Source organism: Pseudomonadota bacterium (assembly GCA_041395565.1).
Lineage (GTDB): Bacteria > Pseudomonadota > Gammaproteobacteria > UBA9214 > UBA9214 > UBA9214.
Genome location: JAWLAI010000009.1, coordinates 140,798 through 162,390 on the forward strand (window position 1 = coordinate 140,798; position 21,593 = coordinate 162,390).

General features: G+C 64.6%; 16 protein-coding genes. 5 read left to right on the plus strand and 11 right to left on the minus strand.

Going from position 1 to position 21,593, the window contains the following annotated elements; genetic code table 11:
- Positions 1-28: 28 nt before the first annotated feature.
- The 7 genes from R3F42_14975 to R3F42_15005 all read right to left on the minus strand — a co-directional run bounded on the left by R3F42_14975 (position 29) and on the right by R3F42_15005 (position 11,690).
- On the minus strand, positions 29-940 hold the full coding sequence (locus tag R3F42_14975) for an XrtA-associated tyrosine autokinase (GenBank protein ID MEZ5543323.1): 912 nt from the start codon (positions 938-940) through the stop codon (positions 29-31).
- A gap of 4 nt (positions 941-944) precedes the next feature.
- Positions 945-2,519 (minus strand): GNVR domain-containing protein, encoded by a 1,575-nt coding sequence (locus R3F42_14980; protein MEZ5543324.1) that lies wholly within the window; start codon positions 2,517-2,519, stop codon positions 945-947.
- A 605-nt stretch (positions 2,520-3,124) separates the two neighbouring features.
- Complete coding sequence (gene prsT, locus R3F42_14985; protein MEZ5543325.1) at positions 3,125-5,920, minus strand: PEP-CTERM system TPR-repeat protein PrsT; 2,796 nt, start codon at positions 5,918-5,920, stop codon at positions 3,125-3,127.
- A gap of 14 nt (positions 5,921-5,934) precedes the next feature.
- Positions 5,935-7,458, minus strand: a complete 1,524-nt coding sequence (locus tag R3F42_14990; protein ID MEZ5543326.1) for an EpsI family protein — start codon at positions 7,456-7,458, stop codon at positions 5,935-5,937.
- A 12-nt stretch (positions 7,459-7,470) separates the two neighbouring features.
- Positions 7,471-8,847 carry a PEP-CTERM-box response regulator transcription factor gene (gene prsR, locus R3F42_14995; protein ID MEZ5543327.1) on the minus strand — a complete coding sequence of 459 codons (1,377 nt, stop codon included), beginning with the start codon at positions 8,845-8,847 and terminating at the stop codon, positions 7,471-7,473.
- Positions 8,848-8,903: 56 nt separating this feature from the next.
- On the minus strand, positions 8,904-10,988 hold the full coding sequence (prsK, locus tag R3F42_15000) for a PEP-CTERM system histidine kinase PrsK (GenBank protein MEZ5543328.1): 2,085 nt from the start codon (positions 10,986-10,988) through the stop codon (positions 8,904-8,906).
- Positions 10,989-11,489: 501 nt separating this feature from the next.
- Positions 11,490-11,690 carry a hypothetical protein gene (locus tag R3F42_15005; GenBank protein MEZ5543329.1) on the minus strand — a complete coding sequence of 67 codons (201 nt, stop codon included), beginning with the start codon at positions 11,688-11,690 and terminating at the stop codon, positions 11,490-11,492.
- 72 nt (positions 11,691-11,762) lie between these two features.
- Between R3F42_15005 and R3F42_15010 the strand changes: the two genes are divergently transcribed.
- Positions 11,763-12,389, plus strand: a complete 627-nt coding sequence (locus tag R3F42_15010; protein MEZ5543330.1) for a PEP-CTERM sorting domain-containing protein — start codon at positions 11,763-11,765, stop codon at positions 12,387-12,389.
- 71 nt (positions 12,390-12,460) lie between these two features.
- Entirely contained in the window at positions 12,461-13,042 is a 582-nt protein-coding gene (locus R3F42_15015; protein ID MEZ5543331.1) for a hypothetical protein, read from the plus strand.
- Positions 13,043-14,093: 1,051 nt separating this feature from the next.
- Here the strand turns inward: R3F42_15015 and R3F42_15020 are convergent.
- The 4 genes from R3F42_15020 to R3F42_15035 all read right to left on the minus strand — a co-directional run bounded on the left by R3F42_15020 (position 14,094) and on the right by R3F42_15035 (position 19,325).
- The gene (locus R3F42_15020) at positions 14,094-15,815 is read right to left on the minus strand and encodes a hypothetical protein (GenBank protein ID MEZ5543332.1); all 1,722 of its coding nucleotides are present in this window, start codon (positions 15,813-15,815) and stop codon (positions 14,094-14,096) included.
- 184 nt (positions 15,816-15,999) lie between these two features.
- Positions 16,000-17,376: a UDP-N-acetylmuramate:L-alanyl-gamma-D-glutamyl-meso-diaminopimelate ligase gene (gene mpl / locus R3F42_15025; GenBank protein ID MEZ5543333.1), complete on the minus strand. Its 1,377-nt coding sequence runs from the start codon at positions 17,374-17,376 to the stop codon at positions 16,000-16,002.
- A 13-nt stretch (positions 17,377-17,389) separates the two neighbouring features.
- On the minus strand, positions 17,390-17,908 hold the full coding sequence (locus tag R3F42_15030) for a hypothetical protein (protein ID MEZ5543334.1): 519 nt from the start codon (positions 17,906-17,908) through the stop codon (positions 17,390-17,392).
- A 94-nt stretch (positions 17,909-18,002) separates the two neighbouring features.
- Positions 18,003-19,325, minus strand: a complete 1,323-nt coding sequence (locus tag R3F42_15035; GenBank protein ID MEZ5543335.1) for an adenylate kinase — start codon at positions 19,323-19,325, stop codon at positions 18,003-18,005.
- Between the two features lie 229 nt (positions 19,326-19,554).
- Here R3F42_15035 and R3F42_15040 point away from each other — a divergent pair, with 229 nt between their 5' ends.
- The 3 genes from R3F42_15040 to R3F42_15050 all read left to right on the plus strand — a co-directional run bounded on the left by R3F42_15040 (position 19,555) and on the right by R3F42_15050 (position 21,547).
- Positions 19,555-19,893: a hypothetical protein gene (locus R3F42_15040; protein ID MEZ5543336.1), complete on the plus strand. Its 339-nt coding sequence runs from the start codon at positions 19,555-19,557 to the stop codon at positions 19,891-19,893.
- A gap of 116 nt (positions 19,894-20,009) precedes the next feature.
- On the plus strand, positions 20,010-21,281 hold the full coding sequence (locus tag R3F42_15045; GenBank protein MEZ5543337.1) for a 6-phosphofructokinase: 1,272 nt from the start codon (positions 20,010-20,012) through the stop codon (positions 21,279-21,281).
- Positions 21,282-21,349: 68 nt separating this feature from the next.
- Positions 21,350-21,547, plus strand: a complete 198-nt coding sequence (locus R3F42_15050; protein ID MEZ5543338.1) for a hypothetical protein — start codon at positions 21,350-21,352, stop codon at positions 21,545-21,547.
- The last annotated feature ends 46 nt before the right edge of the window (positions 21,548-21,593 follow it).

The window sequence follows — 21,593 nt, forward strand, 5'->3', positions numbered from 1 at the left end:
CCCGAGGCGGAACAATAAGGCCTGGGCGCTACCCCTCGTCGCCGGGCGGGCTCTCTTTCTCGCCGTAGGGCGCATAGTAGTTGTAGTAGTAGCCGCCACGGTTGGAGATACTCTCGCTCTTGTTGAGCACCAGACCGGTCGCCTTGTCCCTGGGTATCATGTTGAGCGCATCGCGCACGATGGCATAGGGCGTCTTGCCGGCTTCGATGACGAAGACGATCTGCCCGACGATGGTCGCCAGCACCTGGGATTCGGGCGTCGACAGCAACGGTGGCGCATCGAACACCACGATGCGATCGGTGTAGCGCGAGGCGAATTCATTGACCAGCCGTTTCATGCGCTGACTTGCCATCATCTCGGTGATGTATTCGTGCGGCTTGCCGGCCGGCAGCACCACGAGCCCGGGCACGTCGGTCTTCAGCAGCGCATCCTCGATCTGCACGTTCTCGCTGGCCAGCAGGTCGGTGATGTCCGGACGCCGCTGCTCGATGCCCAGCAGCCGACTGACCCCCTGCTTGGTGACATCGCAGTCCACCAGCAGCACGGTGTGGTCGCGCTCCTGGGCGAACGCCAGCGCAAGGTTGACCGCGGTGAAGGTCTTGCCCTCGCCGGGCACGGAGCTGGTCACCATGATCAGGTTGCCCTGATCGACGAGCGAGGCGGACTTGCCGAAGGCGTTGGACAGCAGCGGGCGCTTGATGCGGCGGTATTCACCGCGGATCTCCGGTCCCAGCGTGGTGTCGGGCACCAGCATCCCCTTCTCGCGCAGGCGATCCATGACCTTGACGGTGTGCGGTGTGGCTCGGGTTTCGCTCAATACGGCATTCTTCATCACATCGGTCCCGCCGCCGGGCGCAGCGCCGTCATGACCGGCACCCTCACGCCCCGCAGCCTTGCTATCGGCAAAATCCCTGTGCCTGTCGTATTTGCCGGTAAACATACGGTTACTTCACGATCTCGGCGATCAGGGTCCGGACCTGCCCGGATCCCTGCTGCTGGAACACGACCACGCCGCCGAAGAAGCCGAACATCAGCAGGACGACCAGCAGGAAGGAGGTCAGTTCCAGCCGGCGCTGACGCCGTTTCTCCGGGGTCATCTGCAGGGCGATGGTCCCCAGCACCGGCAGGTCGATCATCTTCTGCAATTGCTTGAAATCCACGAATGTCGGATAGAGCAGGAAACGCAGGAGACTCCAGCCGACCCCGGCCATCAGTGCAACCGCGAACACGCCGAACAACAGCAGGGAACGCCGCGGACCTGAGGGCAGCAGCGGGACGACCGGCGCCTCGACCACGCGGAAGATGATCTCGCTGTTGTTCTTCTCCACCTTCTGCGCGAGCCGCGCCGCCTCCCGGCGTTCGACCAGCGCGAGGTAGCGCTCCTTGGTGATATCGTAGTCGCGATTCAGCTTGACCAGGTCGGCCTCGACCTGCGGGATGATGTCGACCGACTGCTGCAACTCGACCAGCTTCTGGCGCTGCTCGGCGAGCTGGACCTGGAGGGTGCTGACCTCGACCCGGGCCCGGCTTTCCTGTGCCTTGAGATCCTGGTAGACGGGATTCAGGGTCACCTTGGTCTCATCCGTAAAGCGGGTATCCGTACCGGTGTCGGGGTCGAGCCCCTGTTCCAGGTCGGCAATCCGGGCCCGCAGGGCCTTAACGTTGGGATGCTCATCGGTGTACTGGGTCAGCATCTCGTTGAGCTGCTCCTGCAGGGCGCGCAGCTTGGCGGCGGCGGCACCGCTGATCTGGCTGCTCTGGAACATCGGCGATTCGCCCGAGAGCTGTTGGCGCAGGTCGTTGTAGCGCTGCTTGGCCAGGCGCAGGGCCGAATCCGTCCTGTCGATCAGCTCCTGCTGGCGCTGCAGACGGTCATAGTACCCGCCCTTTTCGTTCGGCATGAAACCGGAATTCTTCTTCTTGAACTCGGCCAGTCGCGCCTCGCCCTGCTCCAGGCGCTTCTCGTAATCCTTGATCTGCTCGTCCAGGAATTCCTCGGCCATGACCGTGTCCATCCGCCCCGATTTGAGCGTGCTCTCGATCAGGGTATTGAGCAGGGTGAAGACGACCTTGAATGCCGTCTCGGCGTCGCCGGAGGTGTAGCTGATTTCATAGATGCGGTTGTTTTCGCTGAACCCGCCCATGTTCTTCAGCTGGATGTTGTTGGACAGGTTCGCGATGAGCATCTCCTGGCCCTGCGGCGTCTTCACGTCGTGATCCATGTCCGTCTCGCGGATGACGGATAACAGACTCTCGCGGTTCAGCAGCATGCGGCTCATCACGTTGATTTCCCGTTCGGGATTGAGCTCGACTGCCAGCCCCTTGAGCAAGGGCTGCATGACCGAGGAGGTATCGATGTGTACCGCGGCGCGCGAGGTGTACTTGTCCGGCAGGGTGTAGACCACCAGCCAGCCGCTGATGGCAACGATCCAGGCGATGATCAGTGCAGACCAGCGGAACCGCCACAGGCTGTGCAGATAGCCGTATACGACGAGGAACTGTTCGTGTATCGAAATCATCTCGGTATTCTGTCGTGGTTGCCGGTCATCAGGGCCGCGACCAGACAGACCGTCGCCGGTCTTAACCCGGGATGAACACAGATGTGTACTGCCATCATCTCCAGCCCCGGGGCCCGTGGTCGCGGCAAAACGATCAAACCGCAACTGGCACCACTATAAAGTGAAAGACGCCAAAAAAGTATCAGCTAAAAGTCTTAGACGCGACGTCATCGGCACCGTCACACGCACGCTCCGGTGTGCGGCGGTTGAGCTGACCGCGGCACCTGGCCGTCACCGCAGGTTTGCGGAAACGCAAGGCACCACGGAGGTGACCGCAGGTATCTCCACGAACCACATACAGAGAGAAATAATTAACCATAACAACAGGTTAAGAATGCCGCTCGCGTTATGCCACCGGCCGGCGGGGGCATTATACGGGTTCAGGGGCGACATTTTACAGAGTACCCGCCGGAGTGAATACTGCACCGGTCAATTTCGCGAGAATTTCCTGGCTGGCTCCGGTGAGCGGTTTTCACAGGCACGGCGCCATCGAGGGCGAACGGTGCTGTCCGCTCCCCCGCTTGAAGGATCCAGGCCGGCAGCGACAAGAGCCGTCAAAAAGCCGTTCAATTGGCGCGACCACCCGCCTTCAGTAACAGGGCGGCATCGTCGCGGCCGGCAAAGGGTTCCCCACTGTCGAGCAACTGTCTCAGCAGACGCCGCCCCCGCGCCTGATCTCCCGCGCGGAGCTGGGCCACCGCATGGTGGTAGCGCACCTCGGCATTGTCCGGCAGTTTCTTGACAGCCTGTTCCAGCAGGCGCAGACCCTGGCTTTGATCGCCCGTCTGCAGCTGGATCCAGCCGAGGGTATCCATCACGCCCGGATTGTCCGGCGCGGCCTCAAGCGCGCGCTGCGCCAGCGCCAGCGCCTCGGGTCGACCCGTCTGCTGGTACAGACCGGCCAGGTTGTTGAGGGCGACCGCATTGTTCCCGTCCAGTTCCAGCACGCGCTCGTACTGCGTGATCGCCTGGTCGGGCCGGTCCATGTCCTGCCAGGTGGTGCCGAGAAATTCCAGGGCACGGATATCGTCCGGATGCTCGGCCAGCCACGCCTGCAGCAGCTCCGCGGCTGCCGCCAGGTTCCCTGCCCGCCCGGTGCTGCCGGCCTGCTTGAGCACGATATCCACCTGTTGCCGGTATTCGCGCGCGCGCGCGTATTCCTCGCTGGCGGCCAGGTAGTCGTTACGCGCCATGAGCGCATCCCCGGCCAGCTCGTAGCCCAGGTAAAGACCGGGATGTTCCTGCTGAATACGCTTACCAAGTTCCAGTGCCCGCGCATCGGATCCGCTCTCGAGCTCCAGCCGGGCCAGCAGGGACATGGCCGGGACACTCCCGGGCGCCTGCTGCAGCGCAGCCTCGAGCTGCACCCGCGCATCTGCCGGCCGCTGCAACTCCAGGTAGCACTCCCCCAGCAGCAGCCGGGCCAGCGCCGAGTTGGGTTCCTGCGACTGCAGCTGGGTCAGCGGCTTGAGTGCGGCCGCATAGTTGCTTTCGGCCATGAACAAGCGCCCCTGCATGGCCAGCACCATCGGATCGTGCGGACTCTTTTCCGACGCATCCCTGACCAATGGCCGGGCCAGCTCGAGTGAGCCGCTCTGCAGGTAATACTCCGCCAGCAGCACGCGCGGCCTGCTGTCGGCAGGCGCATGCTCCACTGCCCGCTTCAGCCAGTCCAGCATCTGCGCACCGTCGCCCTGCCGCTCTGCGATTCGCGCCAGTGCCAGCATGGGTATGGCGGAAGCCGTATTCAGGTCGACCAGCTGCCGGTTGAGGTCGATCGCGGCCTGATAGTTCCCCGCCTGTTCCTCCACGTGCGCCAGCGTCAGCAGCGCCGCCGGCAGCCCCGGTTGCAGCTGCAGGGCACGGCGCAGATACCGGCGTGCCTCGTCGGCATCGCCGCTGGCGGCGAACACGTTGCCCGCCAGGGTCTGCAGTACCGGGTCCTGCCCGCGGGTGCGGACCATCTCCAGGACCTGCTTGATCGCCTGCGGAAAGTCACCGGCGCGCAGGTGTGCCAGCACCAGCAGCATCTCCGCCTGCTGCTGCCCGCCTCCCGCCGCAAGCATGGCCTTGAGTTCACTGATGGCCTGGGCGGTATCACCCGCTTCGATATAGGCCCGTGCGAGTTCGGTGCGAATCTGCTGATTACCGGTGTCGAGCTTCAGTGCCTGCTCGAGTTCCGCGATACCGGCCTGACGCACGCCGCGGCGCAGATCGGAAAGCCCGACCAGGGCGAGCAACTCGACGTCGTTCGTCTCGTCGCTCAGCGCGCCGCCCAGTACCTCGCGCGCGGCATCGGCACGGTCCAGCAGGATATAGCTGCGCGCCAGCAGTTTGCGGGCAGCCAGATTGTCCGGTACGGCAGCGACATACTTGGCCAGGAAGTAGGCGGCCTGCTCGTAATTGCGAATGGCGAAGTTGACCGTGCCATAGAGCAGGCGTGTGGGATTATGCTCCGGCGCCAGTTTCAGGACCTTGAGCAGCAGCTGCTCCGCCCGGACATAGTCGCCCTGCTCGAAGGCCACGAGTCCGCCCAGATAGTTGATGACCGGATCGTCGGGATTCCTGCCGCGCAATGGCCGCAGGGCGGCCTCGGCCTCGGTGTACTGCCCCGCGACGATCTGCAGCTGACACAGCTGCAGCCGGGCAGTACGGCCATCGATGGTGATGAAACCGGGCGGATCGAGTTCCAGCACGCGGCGGTAGCGTGCCGTCGCCGCTGCGGTAGCGCCGGCGCGCTGCAAGGTGCCGGCGTCCAGCAACAGGAGCTCCTGGTCATCCGGGTAGCGCGCCAGCGCGTCATCCAGGATCGCGCGGGCCGCGCCCGCATGGCCGCCGAGTAGCTGCAGCTGAGCCCTGGCCAGCAACACCCGCAGGGCCGTCGGATCGATGCCGGCGGCCTCGTTCACCAGTTCGGCCGCACGCGCTGTAGCGCCGAGACCCGCCTCGGCGACCCCCTGCAGCGCCAGCAGACTGGCATTGTGCGCCGGCACGAATGCGGCATCCGGCTGCGCGACATCGCGCAGTTCGTCAAACCGGCCCATCCCGAGCAGGGCGCGCGCGACCCCGAGCCGCGCCTCTGCCGTATCCCAGCCGGCCGCTTCCGCCCGCCGGAACTCCTTGGCCGCGGTCGCGTAATCGCCGAAATCGAGATTGAGGCCCGCCAGCAGGTAGCGCGCCCTGGCGTTGTCCGGGTTCGCCTGCAGGACATTCTTCAGCTCGATGACCGCGGCGCTGATATCGCGACTGGCAAGGTAGGCATCCGCGCTCTGCATGAGCTGCTGTTCATCCAGGAACCAGTCGCTGCAGGCAGACAGCAGCAGCGCCAGCAGCGCGGGTTTGATCACGCTCCATCTAGACATCGGTACAGGCCATATTAACGTGAGCCACCGCGGCTGTTCGTGATACCGGCCAGTGCCGGGGCCATGGCCGCGGCGAAATCGGCCAGGTCAGACCGGGTCCGGGCGGCATCATCCGCGTAGTCCGCGGCGATCGCAATCACCGCCGACTGCGGCCTGCCCGTCACCAGACCGATGACCTGCATAACCTTGGCGAGCATCCTGTCGGTTACCTCCCGGTCGGCCACGACATACCAGTACCAGACCAGGCGTCGTCCGCCAGTGTCGTTCTGGAGTGACTGCTCGAGCGCACGGAGTGTGCCGGCTGCTGCTGGCGTTGCATGCTGCTGTACCATTTTCCACCTGCGTCCATCCGTGATGCTGTTGCGGTAATAGATCAGCTCGCTGCCCTGTTGCTGCACCGGGTAATAGCCCACATACAGGTAGACGGTCCGGCCATCCTTCCGGTACTGGCGCATTCCTTCGACTGCCCCCTGATAGACGGGGTTCCAGTCATCCGCCGCGGTCCAGGGCCCGGACCAGCCGCCCGCACCGGCGGGCAACGCCGGCAGCGCCGCCAGCGACGCGACTGGCCGGTGCAGGAGCTGCCAGCAGAGGACCGGCGTGGCGACCAGCAGGCCCAGCGCAGCCAGCGCCACCGGCACGAAACGCCGATAGCCACAGCCGCGCCCGCTCGCAGCCGTTGCGGGCGGCTGGGACGCCGCCGTATCCGCCACCCGGAAGAATCTCATATCGGCGAGCAATAGCAGCAACGCCAGGCCACCGAACAGATACCAGCCGAGGTAGAAATGATCCGTGACCAGCGAGGTCTGCATGCCGGTGACATGGCCGCGGTAGACGACGATCACCACGCGCAGGATGTTCGCGGCAATGGCGGCAGCGGCGGCGATCGTCACGACCAGCACCCGTCCCCGCAGGGAACGGTGGTACAGACTGGCGTAGAGCAGGCCCAGCGTCAGCGCGGCGAGCAGGTAAGCCAGTCCCGAGCATTCCTCGTCGACGGAAAATCTTCCCGTAGGCAGAATGATGAAGCGGCCGTCGCGGTAAGCGGGCACATCCAACAACCGCGCCAGCACATACGTGGCACGGACCGTCATATCCTGCAGCAACGGCAGCAGCGGCTCCCAGACCGGCAGGGCGAACAGGATCACCGTGAGCGGCAGCAGCATCCTGCCGGCCACCGCGGTCCCCAACAGCGACCAGATGACGGACAGGACCAGCAGCGGCAGCGCGAGGGTTTGCAACAGCAGGACGCCGGCCAAAGCCCCCACGAGCCAGAGCAGACAGGAAACCGCCACGGCAGCCAGCGCGCGCGGTTCCGCGCAGGGTGCGATCCGTGCCAGCCGGGCGCGCTGCACGTATACCAGATAAAGACCGATCGCCAGGGCCAGGTAGCCGTGCGAATAGTATTCCGCCCAATGCTGCCATGACGCGATCACGTGCAGCGTGGTATCACGGTAGAGTACGAGCAGCAGCAGTATCAGCAGCGCCGTGACGCCACCCTGCACCCTCCAGCCACGCCCGGTATTGGCAGCAGTCACGCTTCGACCCGACTAGAGCGCATTCTTCTCCGGCGTCTCCATATTCAGTTTCTTCATGAGATTGTAGAGCGAGGGGCGGCTGATACCGAGCGCCTCGGCGGCATGGGACATGTTGAAATTGGTCACATCCAGCGCACGCTGGATGACCCGGCGCTCCGCTTCCTCGCGCGCGGCGCGCAGGTCCAGCGACAGTGTATCACCCGTATCCTCCTGCAGTCCCAGGTCCGCCGCGGTGATGATACTGCCTTCCGCCATCACCACCGAACGCTTGACACGGTTCTCCATCTCACGCACGTTGCCCGGCCAGCCGTAGGCCTCGACACACTCGCGCGCCTGATCACTGAAACCGCGGAACTGGCGCCGGTGTTCGCTCGCGTACTTGTCCAGGAAACTGCGCGCCAGCAGCAGCCGGTCGCCCGCCCGTTCGCGCAATGCCGGGATGTGGATGACGATCTCGCTGATGCGGTAGTAGAGATCCTCGCGAAACTGGCCGGCATCGATCAGCGCCCGCAGGTCGCGGTGGGTCGCGCATACCACCCGCACGTCGACCGGAATCGGCTTGTGGCCGCCCAGACGCTCGACCTCGTGCTGTTGCAGGAAGCGCAGCATCTTGGCCTGCAGCGACATGGGCATGTCGCCGATCTCGTCGAGGAAGAAGGTACCGCCGCTGGCATGCTCGATCTTGCCCGGGTGCTGTCGGACCGCGCCGGTGAATGCGCCCTTCTCGTATCCGAACAACTCGCTTTCCAGCAGGGTTTCCGGGATCGCGGCACAGTTCACCGCGACGAATGGGCCGTCGCGGCGGACGCTGAGGCCATGCAGGGCGCGTGCGAACAGCTCCTTGCCGGTGCCGCTCTCGCCGGTGATCAGGGTGGTGGCATCGGTCGGCGCAACCTTCTCGACCATGCGGCAGGCTTCCTGCATCGCGCTGCTGGTGTAGATGATGCCGTCCAGCACATTGCCCGAACGCTCCGCGAGCAGACGCCGGTTCTCGGCCTCCAGTTCGTACAGCTTGCTGGCCCGGTCGACGATCAGTGCCAGCACCTCGGGGTCGACCGGCTTCTGATAGAAGTCATAGGCACCGAGCGCGACCGCCCTGAGCGCGACCTCCTGTTCGTCGTTACCGGTGACCACGATGATCTTGGTATACGGCGCCAGCTGCAGGATCTGCTCCAGGGTCGCCAGTCCCTCGGAGGCATTCGCCGTATCCGGCGGCAGACCGAGATCCAGTGTGACCACGGACGGACGGTGGCGCTGCAGCTGTTCGATCGCGGCAGCCCGCGTATCGGCGATATGGACATCGTAGCCGGCAAAGGCCCACTTCAGCTGCTTCTGCAATGCAGGATTGTCCTCCACGACCAGCAGGGGTTTGAGCTGACTCTCGTTCATGGCTGCTTCCTGAAACCGTCGTTGGTGAAATCGCGCTACTGCACGGACCGTCCCGCTCAGGCCGTCACACTCTGTCCCGCCTCGCCCTGCCGCGCCAGCGGGATCGACAGGGTGACGATGGTACCCGCACCCGGGGTGCTGGTGACGTGTATCTCGCCGCCCAGTCCGCGGATGAAATCCCGGCTCTCGTACATCCCGATACCCATGCCGGCGTTGCCCTTGGTGGTATCGAACGGCTTGAACAGGCGGTTGCGGATAAAACCGGCGTCCATGCCATGCCCGTTATCGGCTATCTCGACCCTGCATGCCCCGTCCTCGCGCTGCAGACCGATGCGTACGTGTCCGGTCGCGGCGGTCGCCTGCTGTGCGTTCTCCACCAGATGTGCCAACACATGCGCCAGCCGCTGCCGGTCCGCCGTCACCTTGCAACCGGCCGCGCAGGTCGACAGTTGCGGCACGGGCTCGCCGCCGGCGCGGCCGGCAATCACTTCCTGCAGCAGGACCCCCATGTCGACCAGCACCTTCTTGCCGGATACGGCATGCTTGTTGCGCAGCTGCTCCAGCAGGCGCTTGATGTCCGCTGCCGCCGTCGCCACCGAATCGAAGGCATCGTCGAGGAACGCGGGATTATCCTTGTGACGCACCGCGTTCTTCGCAACCATCTCCAGCCCGGCCGCGATATTCTTCAGGTCATGGACCATGTATGAGGACAGGCGATTGAACACCTCGAACTGCTTCGCCTGCGCCAGCGCCTCCGAGGTCATCAGCACGGCCAGATGGCTGGCCACCTGGCGCGCCGCCGTTTTCAGCAGGTCACGGTCCTCCCAGTTCACCTCCCGCACCAGCAGCGGTCTGGCCAGCACCACGAAACCCAGCAACGCGCCCGGCCGGGACAGCGGCACGATCAGCCAGCTGTGCTCGATATCCGCCAACCAGTCCGGCAGCCTGAGGCCGGCGTATTCCTCCGGCCGCTGCGCCATCTCGCGCAGATTGATCACATAACCCTTCCTGGCGAGAAAGCGCACCAGACTGGAATCGGCCGGCTCGACGATGTCGGCATGCGTCGTTGCCCATCCCGCCGTGCACGCGTAATCGCCCTGCTCGTCACGCAGCCAGAGCAGGCCCGCCCGCGCGTCCACCAGCTGCGCCAGCACCCGGATGGCGGTTTCATAGCCGTCCGCCGCCTGCCCCGCCTCACCGAGCGCACCGGTCAGGGACAGCCACTCGCGGCGGTAATCGTACTTGTTGCTGTAGAAGTGCTTGCCGAGAAATACGCGCACCTTGCGCCGGATCTGCACGGAGAACAGCACCGCGATCAGAAACACGATCGCGAGCGAGAAGAACACGATTTGCGCGACACGCCCCCAGTTGCCGCCGTACTCCTGCAGGTAATAGCCTGCCGCCGCCATCACGAGCAGGTACAGACCGCTGCCGACGATGGCCGTGGTATGCAGCACGATGTCGCGCGAGATGAAGATATTCGGCGACCAGTCCTTGTTGCGGGCAGCAGAGAGGGTGAGCAGGGGCACGGCAAACAGGGTGACAAAGCCGCGCGCCTGCCACAGCTCGCGGTCGATACCATTGAGCAGTAGCGCGTTGGCATACAGATAGAAATCGAACGCGAAGATCACGCCTGCGCCGACGAAGAGATGCTTGAGCTTGCGCCGGTGTTCGGGCATGAGATTGCGGAAGAGCTGCTCGATGATCGCCAGCCCGATCACCGCCAGCAGGACGTGGCCCATGAATCTGGCCACGGCAAGGTTGGCACCAACGCGGTCCGGGACATACAGCGGTACCAGTTCGATCAGTAGTACCAGCATCGCGAGGCTGCTGAACAACGCACGCGCGCGCCGCCGCAGAAACGGGTGGCCGACGATCTGCGCGGCCGCGGGTTCGAGCAGCTTGAGCAGGAACAGGTACCAGAGGACGTAGCGCAGGACCTCGAACAGCGCATAGGCACCAAGGAAACGCGGGACATCGAGGGCAACGGCCATGGCCAGCAGCGCCCACAGCGCGGTAACGGTCACGACCGCCGTCAGCAGGCGGCCCTGGCTGCTGCTGCGCCAGCTGAACATCAGCAGCACGGCCAGAAAGCCGAAGCCGAGCGCCGCACAGAGGTATCCGTAGAACCCGACTGTCATGTCCACTGTTGTCGTTGCCCGGTACCCGGCGATGGCTGCGCGATGGCATGACGCGCAGCCGACGCGTTCCCCTGCAGCGCCCGTCCGTCACACCTAAGGCATTGAATTATCGCTTAAGCATTGCGACTGTCAACAAATTTTACAAACCACGGCAGGCCGCCGCCTTAACGCAACAAGCTAAAAGATATGATGTTATGGCTCACAGCCGCATGATTTCAGTGGCCGGTTTCCCCGGGTCCACGCATCGATCGGTGCCGCCGCGTCAGCGACGCATAGAACCCGGCGCCACCCCGCGCTGACATCACCCTGACCGGCACCGGCACTATCCCCTGCCGATCCGCCCGACGGCGCGCGTCGCAGCCGCACGCAGCATCGAGCAGCCGAGGAGACCGTCGACCGCCTGTTGCCGCAGCGGCAGCCAGCGGGCACCCCGCACACGGGCACGCACCACGAACATCCATATATTTGAAATAATTGCAATTTATCTATCGGGCCGTACCGTCAATATTTTTTACACTCGCGCGCATCGGCCGTGACTCGATTTTTACTCATAATATCAATGGATTGCATCAACACATCGAATGCGGCCGCGCCAACCCCGCCCCCAGCCGTAAAAATTTGTAACAACCACCCGCATCCCGGCCCAGGGCAGCCCCCCAAAACAAGCTGTATCTCATTGTTTCTATTGTTCATAAGGCTCATGGCACGGATCATGCTTATTAACTGGCAGGAAGTAACCCAATGTCATCAACGACTCATCAAGGAATCATGGACATGAACTCAGTGCGTAAGGGAATTCTAGGACTTGCAATTATTCTGTTCGGTCTGTTCAGCGCCGGCGCCTATGCCGTCCCGATCACCGGCAGCATTGCGATGGCAGGGTCTTTCAAACTGGTCGACACCTCCGGCAACCTGACAAGTCTCGCCAGCGCTACCGGCATCGACTTCGCCCCGACGGGAAGCGGCGGCATGTTCGCGGTGGTGGGCGCGACCGGCGAATTCAGCTCCATCTCGCTGTTCACCACGATCGGCACGATCGCTGACTTCCAGTTCGACCCCTTCTCCGGGCCGATCAACAATTTCTGGAACCTGGCCAGCGACGGCTTTTCCTTCGACCTGCTGAGTATCGACAGCGTCGACAAGCAGTCGGTCGGTGCAACCGATTTCATCTCCCTGACGGGTTCCGGCCTGATCAACAGCACCATCGCCGGCCTGGACGCGACCTTCGGATCCTGGAGTCTGTCGGGTGACGCCACCAACGGCATCATCTTCGGCTGGTCATCCACGACCACGGCCAAGGGTGTGCCCGAGCCGTCAACACTTGCGCTGATGGGCATCGCCCTGCTGGGCTTTGGCCTGGTGCGGGTCCGCAACAGCCGTCGGGGCAGCGACGCAGGCTGATCCTGCGAGCGGCCGCCCAGCGACGCAGAAGATGCAGCGGAAGATAATAATAATGAAAACAGGACAGTACAATGAAAATGGATTTTCGCCTTGGATTCAGGCCCTTTCACTCCCTGATCGCGGGTTGCACGCTAGGGGTGGCGCTGACAGCGCTGCCCCTGGCAGTCAGTGCAGCCTCCATTAGCGGGACCATGACGCTGGGGGGCGGCAGTTACACGCTGACGGGGGGCACCGACTTCTCGAATGCCACCGGGATCGCGTTTGACTCCCCCACCCTCCTGGCGACGGGCGCCAGCGACCTACTGGGTTCGACTGTCGGCTTCCTTACGCTCGGTGACGTACAGGACTTCGATTTCAGCCCGCTGACCGCATCGATTGCCGGGTTTGTCGAGATCGGGGGCTGGTCCCTGCGACTCGACTCCGCCACGGCCGCCACCCCACGCTCGACTGGTGCACTGTTTCTCAGGGGGACAGGGACCTTGAGCGGGAACGGCGCCGACCCGACCGCAGCGGTCTGGAGTTTTTCCAGCAACAACCTGAATGATTATTCGATGACGGTGTCCGCCGTCCCGGTCCCGGCCGCCTCATGGCTGTTCGGCTCCGGTCTTCTTGCTCTGGCCGGTTTAGCACGCAGGGGAGAGGGAGACGCCTGAAACATAACAGGACGCTCCCACATACGCAGCTCCCGCTTGCGGGAGCTTTTTTTTGCCCCCCGTCGTTGCTCGTGACTCTGGCATAGTGACACGCGCTCGGATGTCACTCCGGCATGATGCAACGCGCTGCGCTGGCAGCGCCTGACAGCCCGTTGTCGTGACGCGTGCGGAATACCGAAATAGCGGCTGGACCCGAGCGCACGACTTTCACCGCATCTCCTGCACAGCCAATACCCCACGGGTTGATGCCCGGAACGCGCAGACAGTCCGCCGCAACAACGAATACGGGCCGCAACGCCCGTTGTCGCGCAGCGCCGGCCGGCATCCGCACGGGCGGCCACTGCCGTCTGACAATCCAGCTGCCGGCGTGCTGTGCGAAAGCCCGGACCAAATTCGACAGCCATGCCGCCAGCAGGCTGCAACAGGGTTGACTGCCGGGACCCGGCTCACCGCGCGGGCGCAGGCTGACCACACCCCGGCCTGGCCGCGATGCCCCCCCCCTGCAGTCTTCCGCAGACGGCTGCTGCGGCAGTCAGTCAGCTGCGGGTTGACGGAGACACGCCGGGACAGGTTGCGTGCAACAGCCCCGCCCGGCTGGGTACCTGGGGAACGGGATGGACCGGACACGCCCGGGGTACGGAAGCCGACAGGACCCGCCGGCACCGTCATCCTGACAAGGTACCGCTACGCTGCAGCAGCGCGATTTCCCTGCCATCGTGCCGATATCCGGCAAAAGGTTCCGCTGTCCCCGGACCGAATCCGCCCAGCGGTGCGCTGCTACGGTGCGGGTCAGCGGCTCAGTGCGCGCCCCGCGGCACCGGCCTGTCATCCCGGCAGCCGAGACGGGACAGCGTTCCAACTGCCGGGGGCTCGCGGAGACCGCCCGCCGCTGCGGCGGATCGGCGCGGGACGGTATACGGGAGTTGCCCTGCAATCAGTGGCACGGGAGGGCCGCGCCAGTTGCGGCGGGGCGGAAGCGACGGCTCAGATGGGTTGAGGGTTGTTGCGGTTTGTGGCGGCGCAGAACCGGGCGGGCGCAGGCGCCGTCGCGTCAGTTCAGCTGCGCCCAGCGATTGATGATCAGGAGGTCGTCGGCACCGATCACGGCATCGGCCGGTGCGGGCACACCGCCGACCAGCGGAGCGACATTGGCCCGGGCCAGCTGGGCCGGCGTCCAGGACATAAGCCCCGCCACCATACGGGTACCCAGCAGGATGTCGGTCGCATCGATGCTGTCATCGCCGTTGATATCGCCATAGAGCGTCGTATCGGCCGGATCCAGCGGGTCGTTGCCCGCCACCACCTCGACCCCGTCGATCACGCCGTCGCCGTCACTGTCTGCGGCCACGGGATTCAGGTCGCCGCTGTCGTAACTGCCTGAACCACCACCATATCCGATCTCATCGGCGTCGCTCAGGCCATCGCCATCGCTGTCGGCAAGCACCGTGCTGGTACACACGAGATTGGCGGTCTCGATGCAGATCTGGCGTTCGACCTGGTCGGCGAGACCGTCACCATCCGTATCGGTCGTGTCATGGTAGGCGTAGACCGCGCCCGAATCGAGCGCGGCGATAATCTTGTCCTGGGCACCGACAACGGCGACCTCGCCGTACGCAGTCACCGCGTTGCCGAAATGGTCCTGGGCCGCGGCGTCGCTGGCGAGAAGTTTCTGGACCTGCTGCCAGACGCCCGGGCTCTGTTCCTGGTACAGGTACGCCGACCCCGACTGGACGCCGCCGTCGCTGTTGTTCTGCGCGCTGACCAGGATGTAATTCTGGGCGGCTGCGCCGACACTGACACTGACCCCGATGCCGAAGGAATCACCCGCGGCCGCATCCGGCGTGACATTGTCCGCCTGGAACGGCTGCAGGCTGACCACCGGATTGGTATCCCACTGCCCGGAGGCGGCACGGGTATAGAGCCGTGCGCTACCGGGCTTGGTGCCGACCGCGCCGGGGGCGCCGACCACGAGCCGGTCGCCGGCCAGATCCAGGGTGAACCCGAAGGCATCCAGAATGGACTGTCCCGCCAGCGTATCCTCCAGCCCCCAGCCGGAGGCCAGGTTGCGGTTGAAAACGTAGACGGCACCGGTAAAGGAGTTGGCCTGATCCGCACCCACCGCGCAATAATCGCCGCTGAGGGCAACCGAGACGCCGAAATCCTGGCCGGTTGCCGGCGCCAGCCGCACGGTCGGCGTCCAGACACCGGTGTTGCGCTGGTACAGGTACGCGGCCTGTTCGCCTTTCGCACCGACGATGAGCGTATCACCGTCGATCGCAACCGCGTTGCCGAATGATCCACCGGCCACCGGTGTGCCTGCCGTGAGTTGCGCCGCGGGCTGCCAGCAGCCGACGCTGCAACCGGTCGTGGCGAGTTCGAAGACATAGGCGGCGCCGGCATTGTTCAGCCCCGACACGTCGTGCTCCGATGCACCGATCACGAGCGTGTTGCCGCTGATCGCCACGCTGATGCCGAAATCGTCGATGCTGCCGGCATCGGCGGCGACCAGCCGCTGGTATTCAGTATAGGACCCGTCCGCCTGGCGCCGGTAGACATAGGCCGCGCCCCCCTGCGGTGCGGGCGGCAAACCGGAGTCCTCGAGCAGGGCGCCGATAACCAGCCAGGGACCGGCCAGGGCGACGGCACGCCCGAAATCGCCATCGGCCTTCGGCTGGCTGGAGACCAGCCGGGTTTCGGCCGCCATGGCGCCGGCCCCCGGGGCGATTAGGAGGAAAGGTAACAGCAGGAAGGCAAGACGCGAACGTTTATGCATAGATGTGACCTGGCAGCGACAGACTTATTAATCGCATATTGTATAGGATTTCGCATCGTACTTTGGTCATATACGCGCGCGCGCAAGGCAGGCTCAGGCCGGCACCGGCCCCTGGCGGGTCAGCATTGAGAAACGTCAATCCCGCCGCAGGGACGGGAGCGGAGCCATGACCGGTTGCAGGCACTCAGCCGCTGGCGGCGGCCCGCCCCAGCCGCTCCAGCAACTTGTCGTGGATGCCACCGAAGCCCCCGTTGCTCATGACCAGGATATGGTCGCCAGGCGCAGCGGCGGCCACCACGGTCGCGGCCAGTTCGTCGATGGACGACGCTACCGCGGCCGGCACCGGCAGCGCCCGGGCGACGTCGGCCAGTGTCCAGCCGAGTCGTGCGGGCTGGTACAGCCACACCGCGTTCGCGCCCTGCATGGCGGCAGCGAGCGTATCCCGGTGCACGCCCATCTGCATGGTGTTGGAGCGTGGCTCCAGCACCAGCAGGATGCGCGCCGTCCCGACATTGCGGCGCAAACCCTGCAGGGTGGTGGCGATCGCGGTGGGATGATGGGCGAAATCGTCGTACACCGTGACGCCGCCCGCGCTGCCGCGCACCTCCAGACGCCGCCTGACGCCCCGGAATTCAGCCAGCGCCGCAATCGCCTGAGCCACCGGCACGCCGGCATGGCGGGCGGCCGCGAGCGCTGCCAGGGCATTGTGCACATTGTGCTCGCCCAGTTGGGTCCAGCGCACCGTTCCGGCCACCTGTCCGTCCAGCAACACATCGAAACAACTCCCGTCTGCGGCCTGCAGTTTGGCCCGCCAGCGCGCGGCGTCCGCATGTAGCCCGACCCGTTCCACCGGTGTCCAGCAGCCGCGCTGCAGCACGCGTTCCAGGTTGGCGTCAGCACCGTTGCTGACGATCAGGCCCGCTCCGGGCACGGTTCGCACCAGATGGTGAAACTGGGTTTCGATAGCCGCCAGATCGGGAAAGATATCAGCATGATCGTACTCGAGGTTGTTCAGCACCAGCGTGCGGGGACGGTAATGCACGAACTTGGAGCGCTTGTCGAAAAAGGCGGTGTCGTATTCGTCCGCCTCGACCACGAAGAAGGGCGTGTTGCCCGTCCGCGCCGAGACGCCGAAATTGACCGGCACGCCGCCGATCAGGAAGCCGGGCGCCAGGCCGGCCTGTTCGAGGATCCATGCCAGCATGCTGGCGGTCGTGGTCTTGCCGTGGGTGCCGGCCACCGCCAGCACCCAGCGTCCCTGCAGTACGTGTTCCGCCAGCCATTGCGGTCCCGACTGGTATGCCAGCCCGGCATTGAGCACATGCTCCACCGCGGGATTGCCGCGCGAGAGGGCATTCCCGATCACGACGCAGTCCGGCGCCGGCTGCAGCTGCGCGGGATCGTAGCCCTCGTCGAGCGTAATACCCTGTGCCGCGAGTTGCGTGCTCATCGGTGGATAGACGTTGGCATCCGAACCGCTGACGCTGACGCCCTGTTCGCGTGCGAGCAACGCGATGCCGCCCATGAAAGTACCGCAGATACCCAGGATGTGAATGTGCATGAGCTAGGGCTCCTTACGGGGCCGCTCCGGCGGCAAGCTGCGGGAAACCGGCCAGTATGATCTCAGTGCTGATCAGCATGTACACCAGCGACACCCCGAAACCGAGGGCCAGCGAACCCGACAGGGCATGGCGCATGATATGGGCATTGACCAGCAGGTTCCACAACAGCAACAGCAGCCAGGCGACCGCCGCCGGACCGGTCGTGGCAGCCGCCCCGGTCACTGCGACCAGCAGCACTGCCGGCAGGCCCAGCAGGCTGCCACTGCCCGTCAGCGCCGCCAGGGTCTGGCCGATACGCGCCGGCCGGCCGGTCAGGTAGAGCAATCCCGCGACGAACAGCAGCAGCAGTCCCAGCTCCAGCAGCGCCGCCTGCGCACCGTCCCGGAACCCGCCGGTCATGGCCGCAAGCGTCATCGACACCAGCAGATAACTGCCCGTCGACACGAGCAGCACCGTACGCGATGCGGACAGATCCTGGGGCGCTGCGGCGAGTACACAGAGCCCGAACCAGAAACGCAGCAACTGCTTCATGGGCCGCAGCTAGCGGCTGCGCCGCGGCGGGCGAACACGCCGGGTACCGGCCGGTACCGGCGTCGGGATGAACAGGGCAAGCGGCAACAGTCTCCTAACGCGGCTTGCCGGCCAGCTTGCTCCTGCCGGCAGTCGGCTTGCGGACCGGTCGTCTGGCTGCGGCTTGCTGAGATGGCGACTGCCGCTGTTTCGGCTGCGGGCGCCGCTTGGCGGAGGATTTCGCGGCAGCCCGCTGCGACGCCGCCTTGGGCTTCGCTGCCGCCTTTGGCTTCGGCGCGGCCTTGGGCGTCGCTGCCATCTTTTTCTTCGGGGCGGCCTTTGGCTTCGTCGCAGCCTTCCGCTGCGGCGCGGCCTTCGGCTTCGCTGCCGTCTTTTTCTTCGCGGCGGCCTTCGGCTTCGCTGCCGTCTTTTTCTTCGCGGCGGCCTTCGGCTTCGCTGCCGTCTTTTTCTTCGCGGCGGCCTTCGGCTTCGCTGCCGTCTTTTTCTTCGCGGCGGCCTTCGGCTTCGCCGCAGGCTTCCGCTTCGGCGCTGTCTTTGGCTTCGCTGCCGCCTTTGGCTTCGGCGCGGCCTTGGGCGTCGCTGCCATCTTTTTCTTCGGGGCGGCCTTTGCCTTCGCTGCAGCCTTCTGCTTCGGCGCAGCTTGAGCGGAGGTCACTTTGCCGGCAGCAAGTGCCGCAGGCGCGCGCCCGGTCTTGCCGCGCGTCGCCTTGTGTTTGGCCACGGCCGCGCGGATGGCATCGTTGCGACGGGCCTCGGAACGGGTGCTGGTCTTGACCTGGTCAACGATCCGCACGATCGCCCGGAACACATCGTCTACCGTGCCGACGCCCTGTACCGTGCGCAACTTGTCCTGCGTGCGGTAGTAATCCAGCACCGGCAGTGTCTGCGACTCATAGACGCGCAGGCGGCTGCCTATCGTCTCCTCGTTATCGTCGCTGCGGTGGCGCAGCCTGCCCCCGCAGCTGTCGCAGCGGCCGTCTATGTGCGGCGGAGCGTAGAAGATGTTGTACATCTGGCCGCAGGACAGACAGGTGCGCCGGCCGACCAGACGCTGGATCAGGGCATCGACATCGACGGCAACCAGCAGGGCAAGATGCAACGGACGACCCAGCCCGGCCAGGACGGCGTCTAGGGCCTCGGCCTGCGCCAGGTTGCGTGGGAAACCGTCGAGAATGAAACCGTTGCGCGCATCCGCACGGGCGATACGCTCCTGAATGATGCCGAGCACGATGTCGTCGCTGACCAGCTGACCCGCGTCCATCGCGACCTTGGCCTGGCGGCCGAGCGGCGTCCCGGCCGCCACCGCCTCGCGCAGCATGTCGCCGGTCGAGATTTGTGGCAGACGGTATTTGTCCTCGAGCAGTTTCGCCTGGGTTCCCTTGCCCGAACCGGGCGCACCCAGAAGTACGATTCTCATGACGCGTTGCGATCCCCTAGCATATTGATTTTATTAACTTCCTGTTCTGGCGAAGAATTTTGAATACTGATATATATATTTTTGCATGGCCGCTGCGCGGGACAGCGTTTAAGCTACCCCCTGCACGTGGTTCAAGTCAACGAAGCTCATGAAATAAATCAGGTTTTGAGCTAGAATTCCTGCCCTTTGACGGCCTGTCCGCGGCGACCCACAAACGGCACCAGCACCTATGAGCGCAATCGAAGATTTCACGGACAGTGAATTGTGGATCATCCGCACGACGCTCGAGGAACGCTACGGCGAGCGCATCGAACCCCAGCTGGCGGATACCGAACTGCGCCTGAATCCCCATGCCACCGAGCTGACCGTCTGCCCGGCAGCCTACTGGGAACACGCTGGCTGCCATTTCATTGTTTGCAAGACCGGCGCCACGCGCTACCGCTGCCAGTTCTACTACCGCGTGCACCAGATGTTCGGAACCGGCATCGAGGAATTCGATGACCTGTCGGAATGCATGGTCACCTTGCTGCAGGTGCAGGCGGATCACATGGCCAGCGAACGGGATTAACCAGCAAGGGGTCGGGGCCCGGCAACATTGCCTGTCTGTCACGCTGACGTCAGAAGGCCAGCGTATACAGGCAACACCGGGGCCCGACCCCCGAATTACCAACGGAGAATCAGCACATGGCAAAAGCGAAAAAGAATGCATTCTATGCCCAGTCCGGCGGCGTCACGGCGGTCATCAATGCCTCGGCCTGCGGCGTGATCGAGACCGCGCGCAAGCACAAGGACCAGATCGGCAAGGTCTACGCAGGGCGCAACGGTATCATCGGCGCACTCACGGAGGACCTGATCGACACCAGCAAGGAATCCGGCAAGGCCATCGCGGCACTGCGTCACACGCCGAGCGGCGCATTCGGCTCCTGCCGCTATAAGCTCAAGAGCCTGGAAGCCAACAAGCGTGAATACGAGCGGCTGATCGAGGTGTTCGAGGCGCACAACATCGGCTATTTCTTCTATAACGGCGGCGGTGACTCCGCGGACACCTGCCTGAAGGTCTCGCAGCTGTCGCAGTCCATGGGCTATCCGATCCAGGCCATCCACGTGCCGAAGACGGTGGACAACGACCTGCCGATCACCGACAACTGCCCCGGCTTCGGCTCGGTGGCCAAGTACATCGCGGTCAGCACGCGCGAGGCCAGTTTCGACGTCGCCTCCATGGCGAAGACCTCCACCAAGGTGTTCGTGCTGGAAGTGATGGGGCGCCACGCCGGCTGGATCGCGGCGGCCGGCGGCATGGCTTCCACCGAGGACGTCGAACTGCCGATCGTCATCCTGTTCCCTGAGGTCGTATTCGACCAGGCGGCATTCCTGGCGAAGGTCAAGGAAAAGGTCGAGAAATACGGCTATGTCTCGATCGTGGTCTCGGAAGGCGTGCATGACGCAGAGGGCAAGTTCCTGGCGGACCAGGGCCTGAAAGACGCCTTCGGCCATGCCCAGCTCGGCGGTGTCGCCCCGGTGATCGCCAACATGGTGCGAGAAGGCCTGGGTTACAAGTACCACTGGGCCGTGGCCGACTACCTGCAGCGCGCCGCGCGCCACATCGCCTCGAAGAATGACGTGGATCAGGCCTACGCCATGGGCAAGGAGGCCGTGAAGCTGGCACTGGCCGGCAAGAACTCGGTCATGCCGACCGTGGTGCGCACCTCGAACAGTCCCTATCGCTGGAAGGTGGGCGTGGCCGACCTGTCCAAGGTCGCCAATGTCGAGAAGATGATGCCCAAGAACTTCATCACGCCGGACGGCTTCGGCATCACCAAGAAGTGCCGCGAGTACCTCGAACCGCTGATGAAGGGCGAGGACTACCCGCCCTACGGTAAGGACGGCATGCCGAAATACGTGCAGCTGAAGAACGCGCCGGTCAAGCGCAAGCTGGGCGATTTCGAAATCAAATAACCACATCGCCGCATGGCGTGCGGGGCCACACGCCCCCGCGCCACGCGGCAGCCGGGTAGGGAGGCACCATGACGCTCGCCAAGGCACGTGAACTGCTCGCTGTCCAGGCGCACATGGGGGGCGGCTACAACAGGAACGCGGCCAGGCTTATCCTGGCCGAGATCCAGGCGGATCACGGCCAGGCGGCCGTCGACGCCCTGATCCGCGAGTTCGACCTGGAAACACTGTTCGGACTCACGCCCGGCACGGTATTCAAAAAACCCTGAGCGGATCAAGGGGGTCAGACGCGATTGATCCGCTGAAACACCGAAC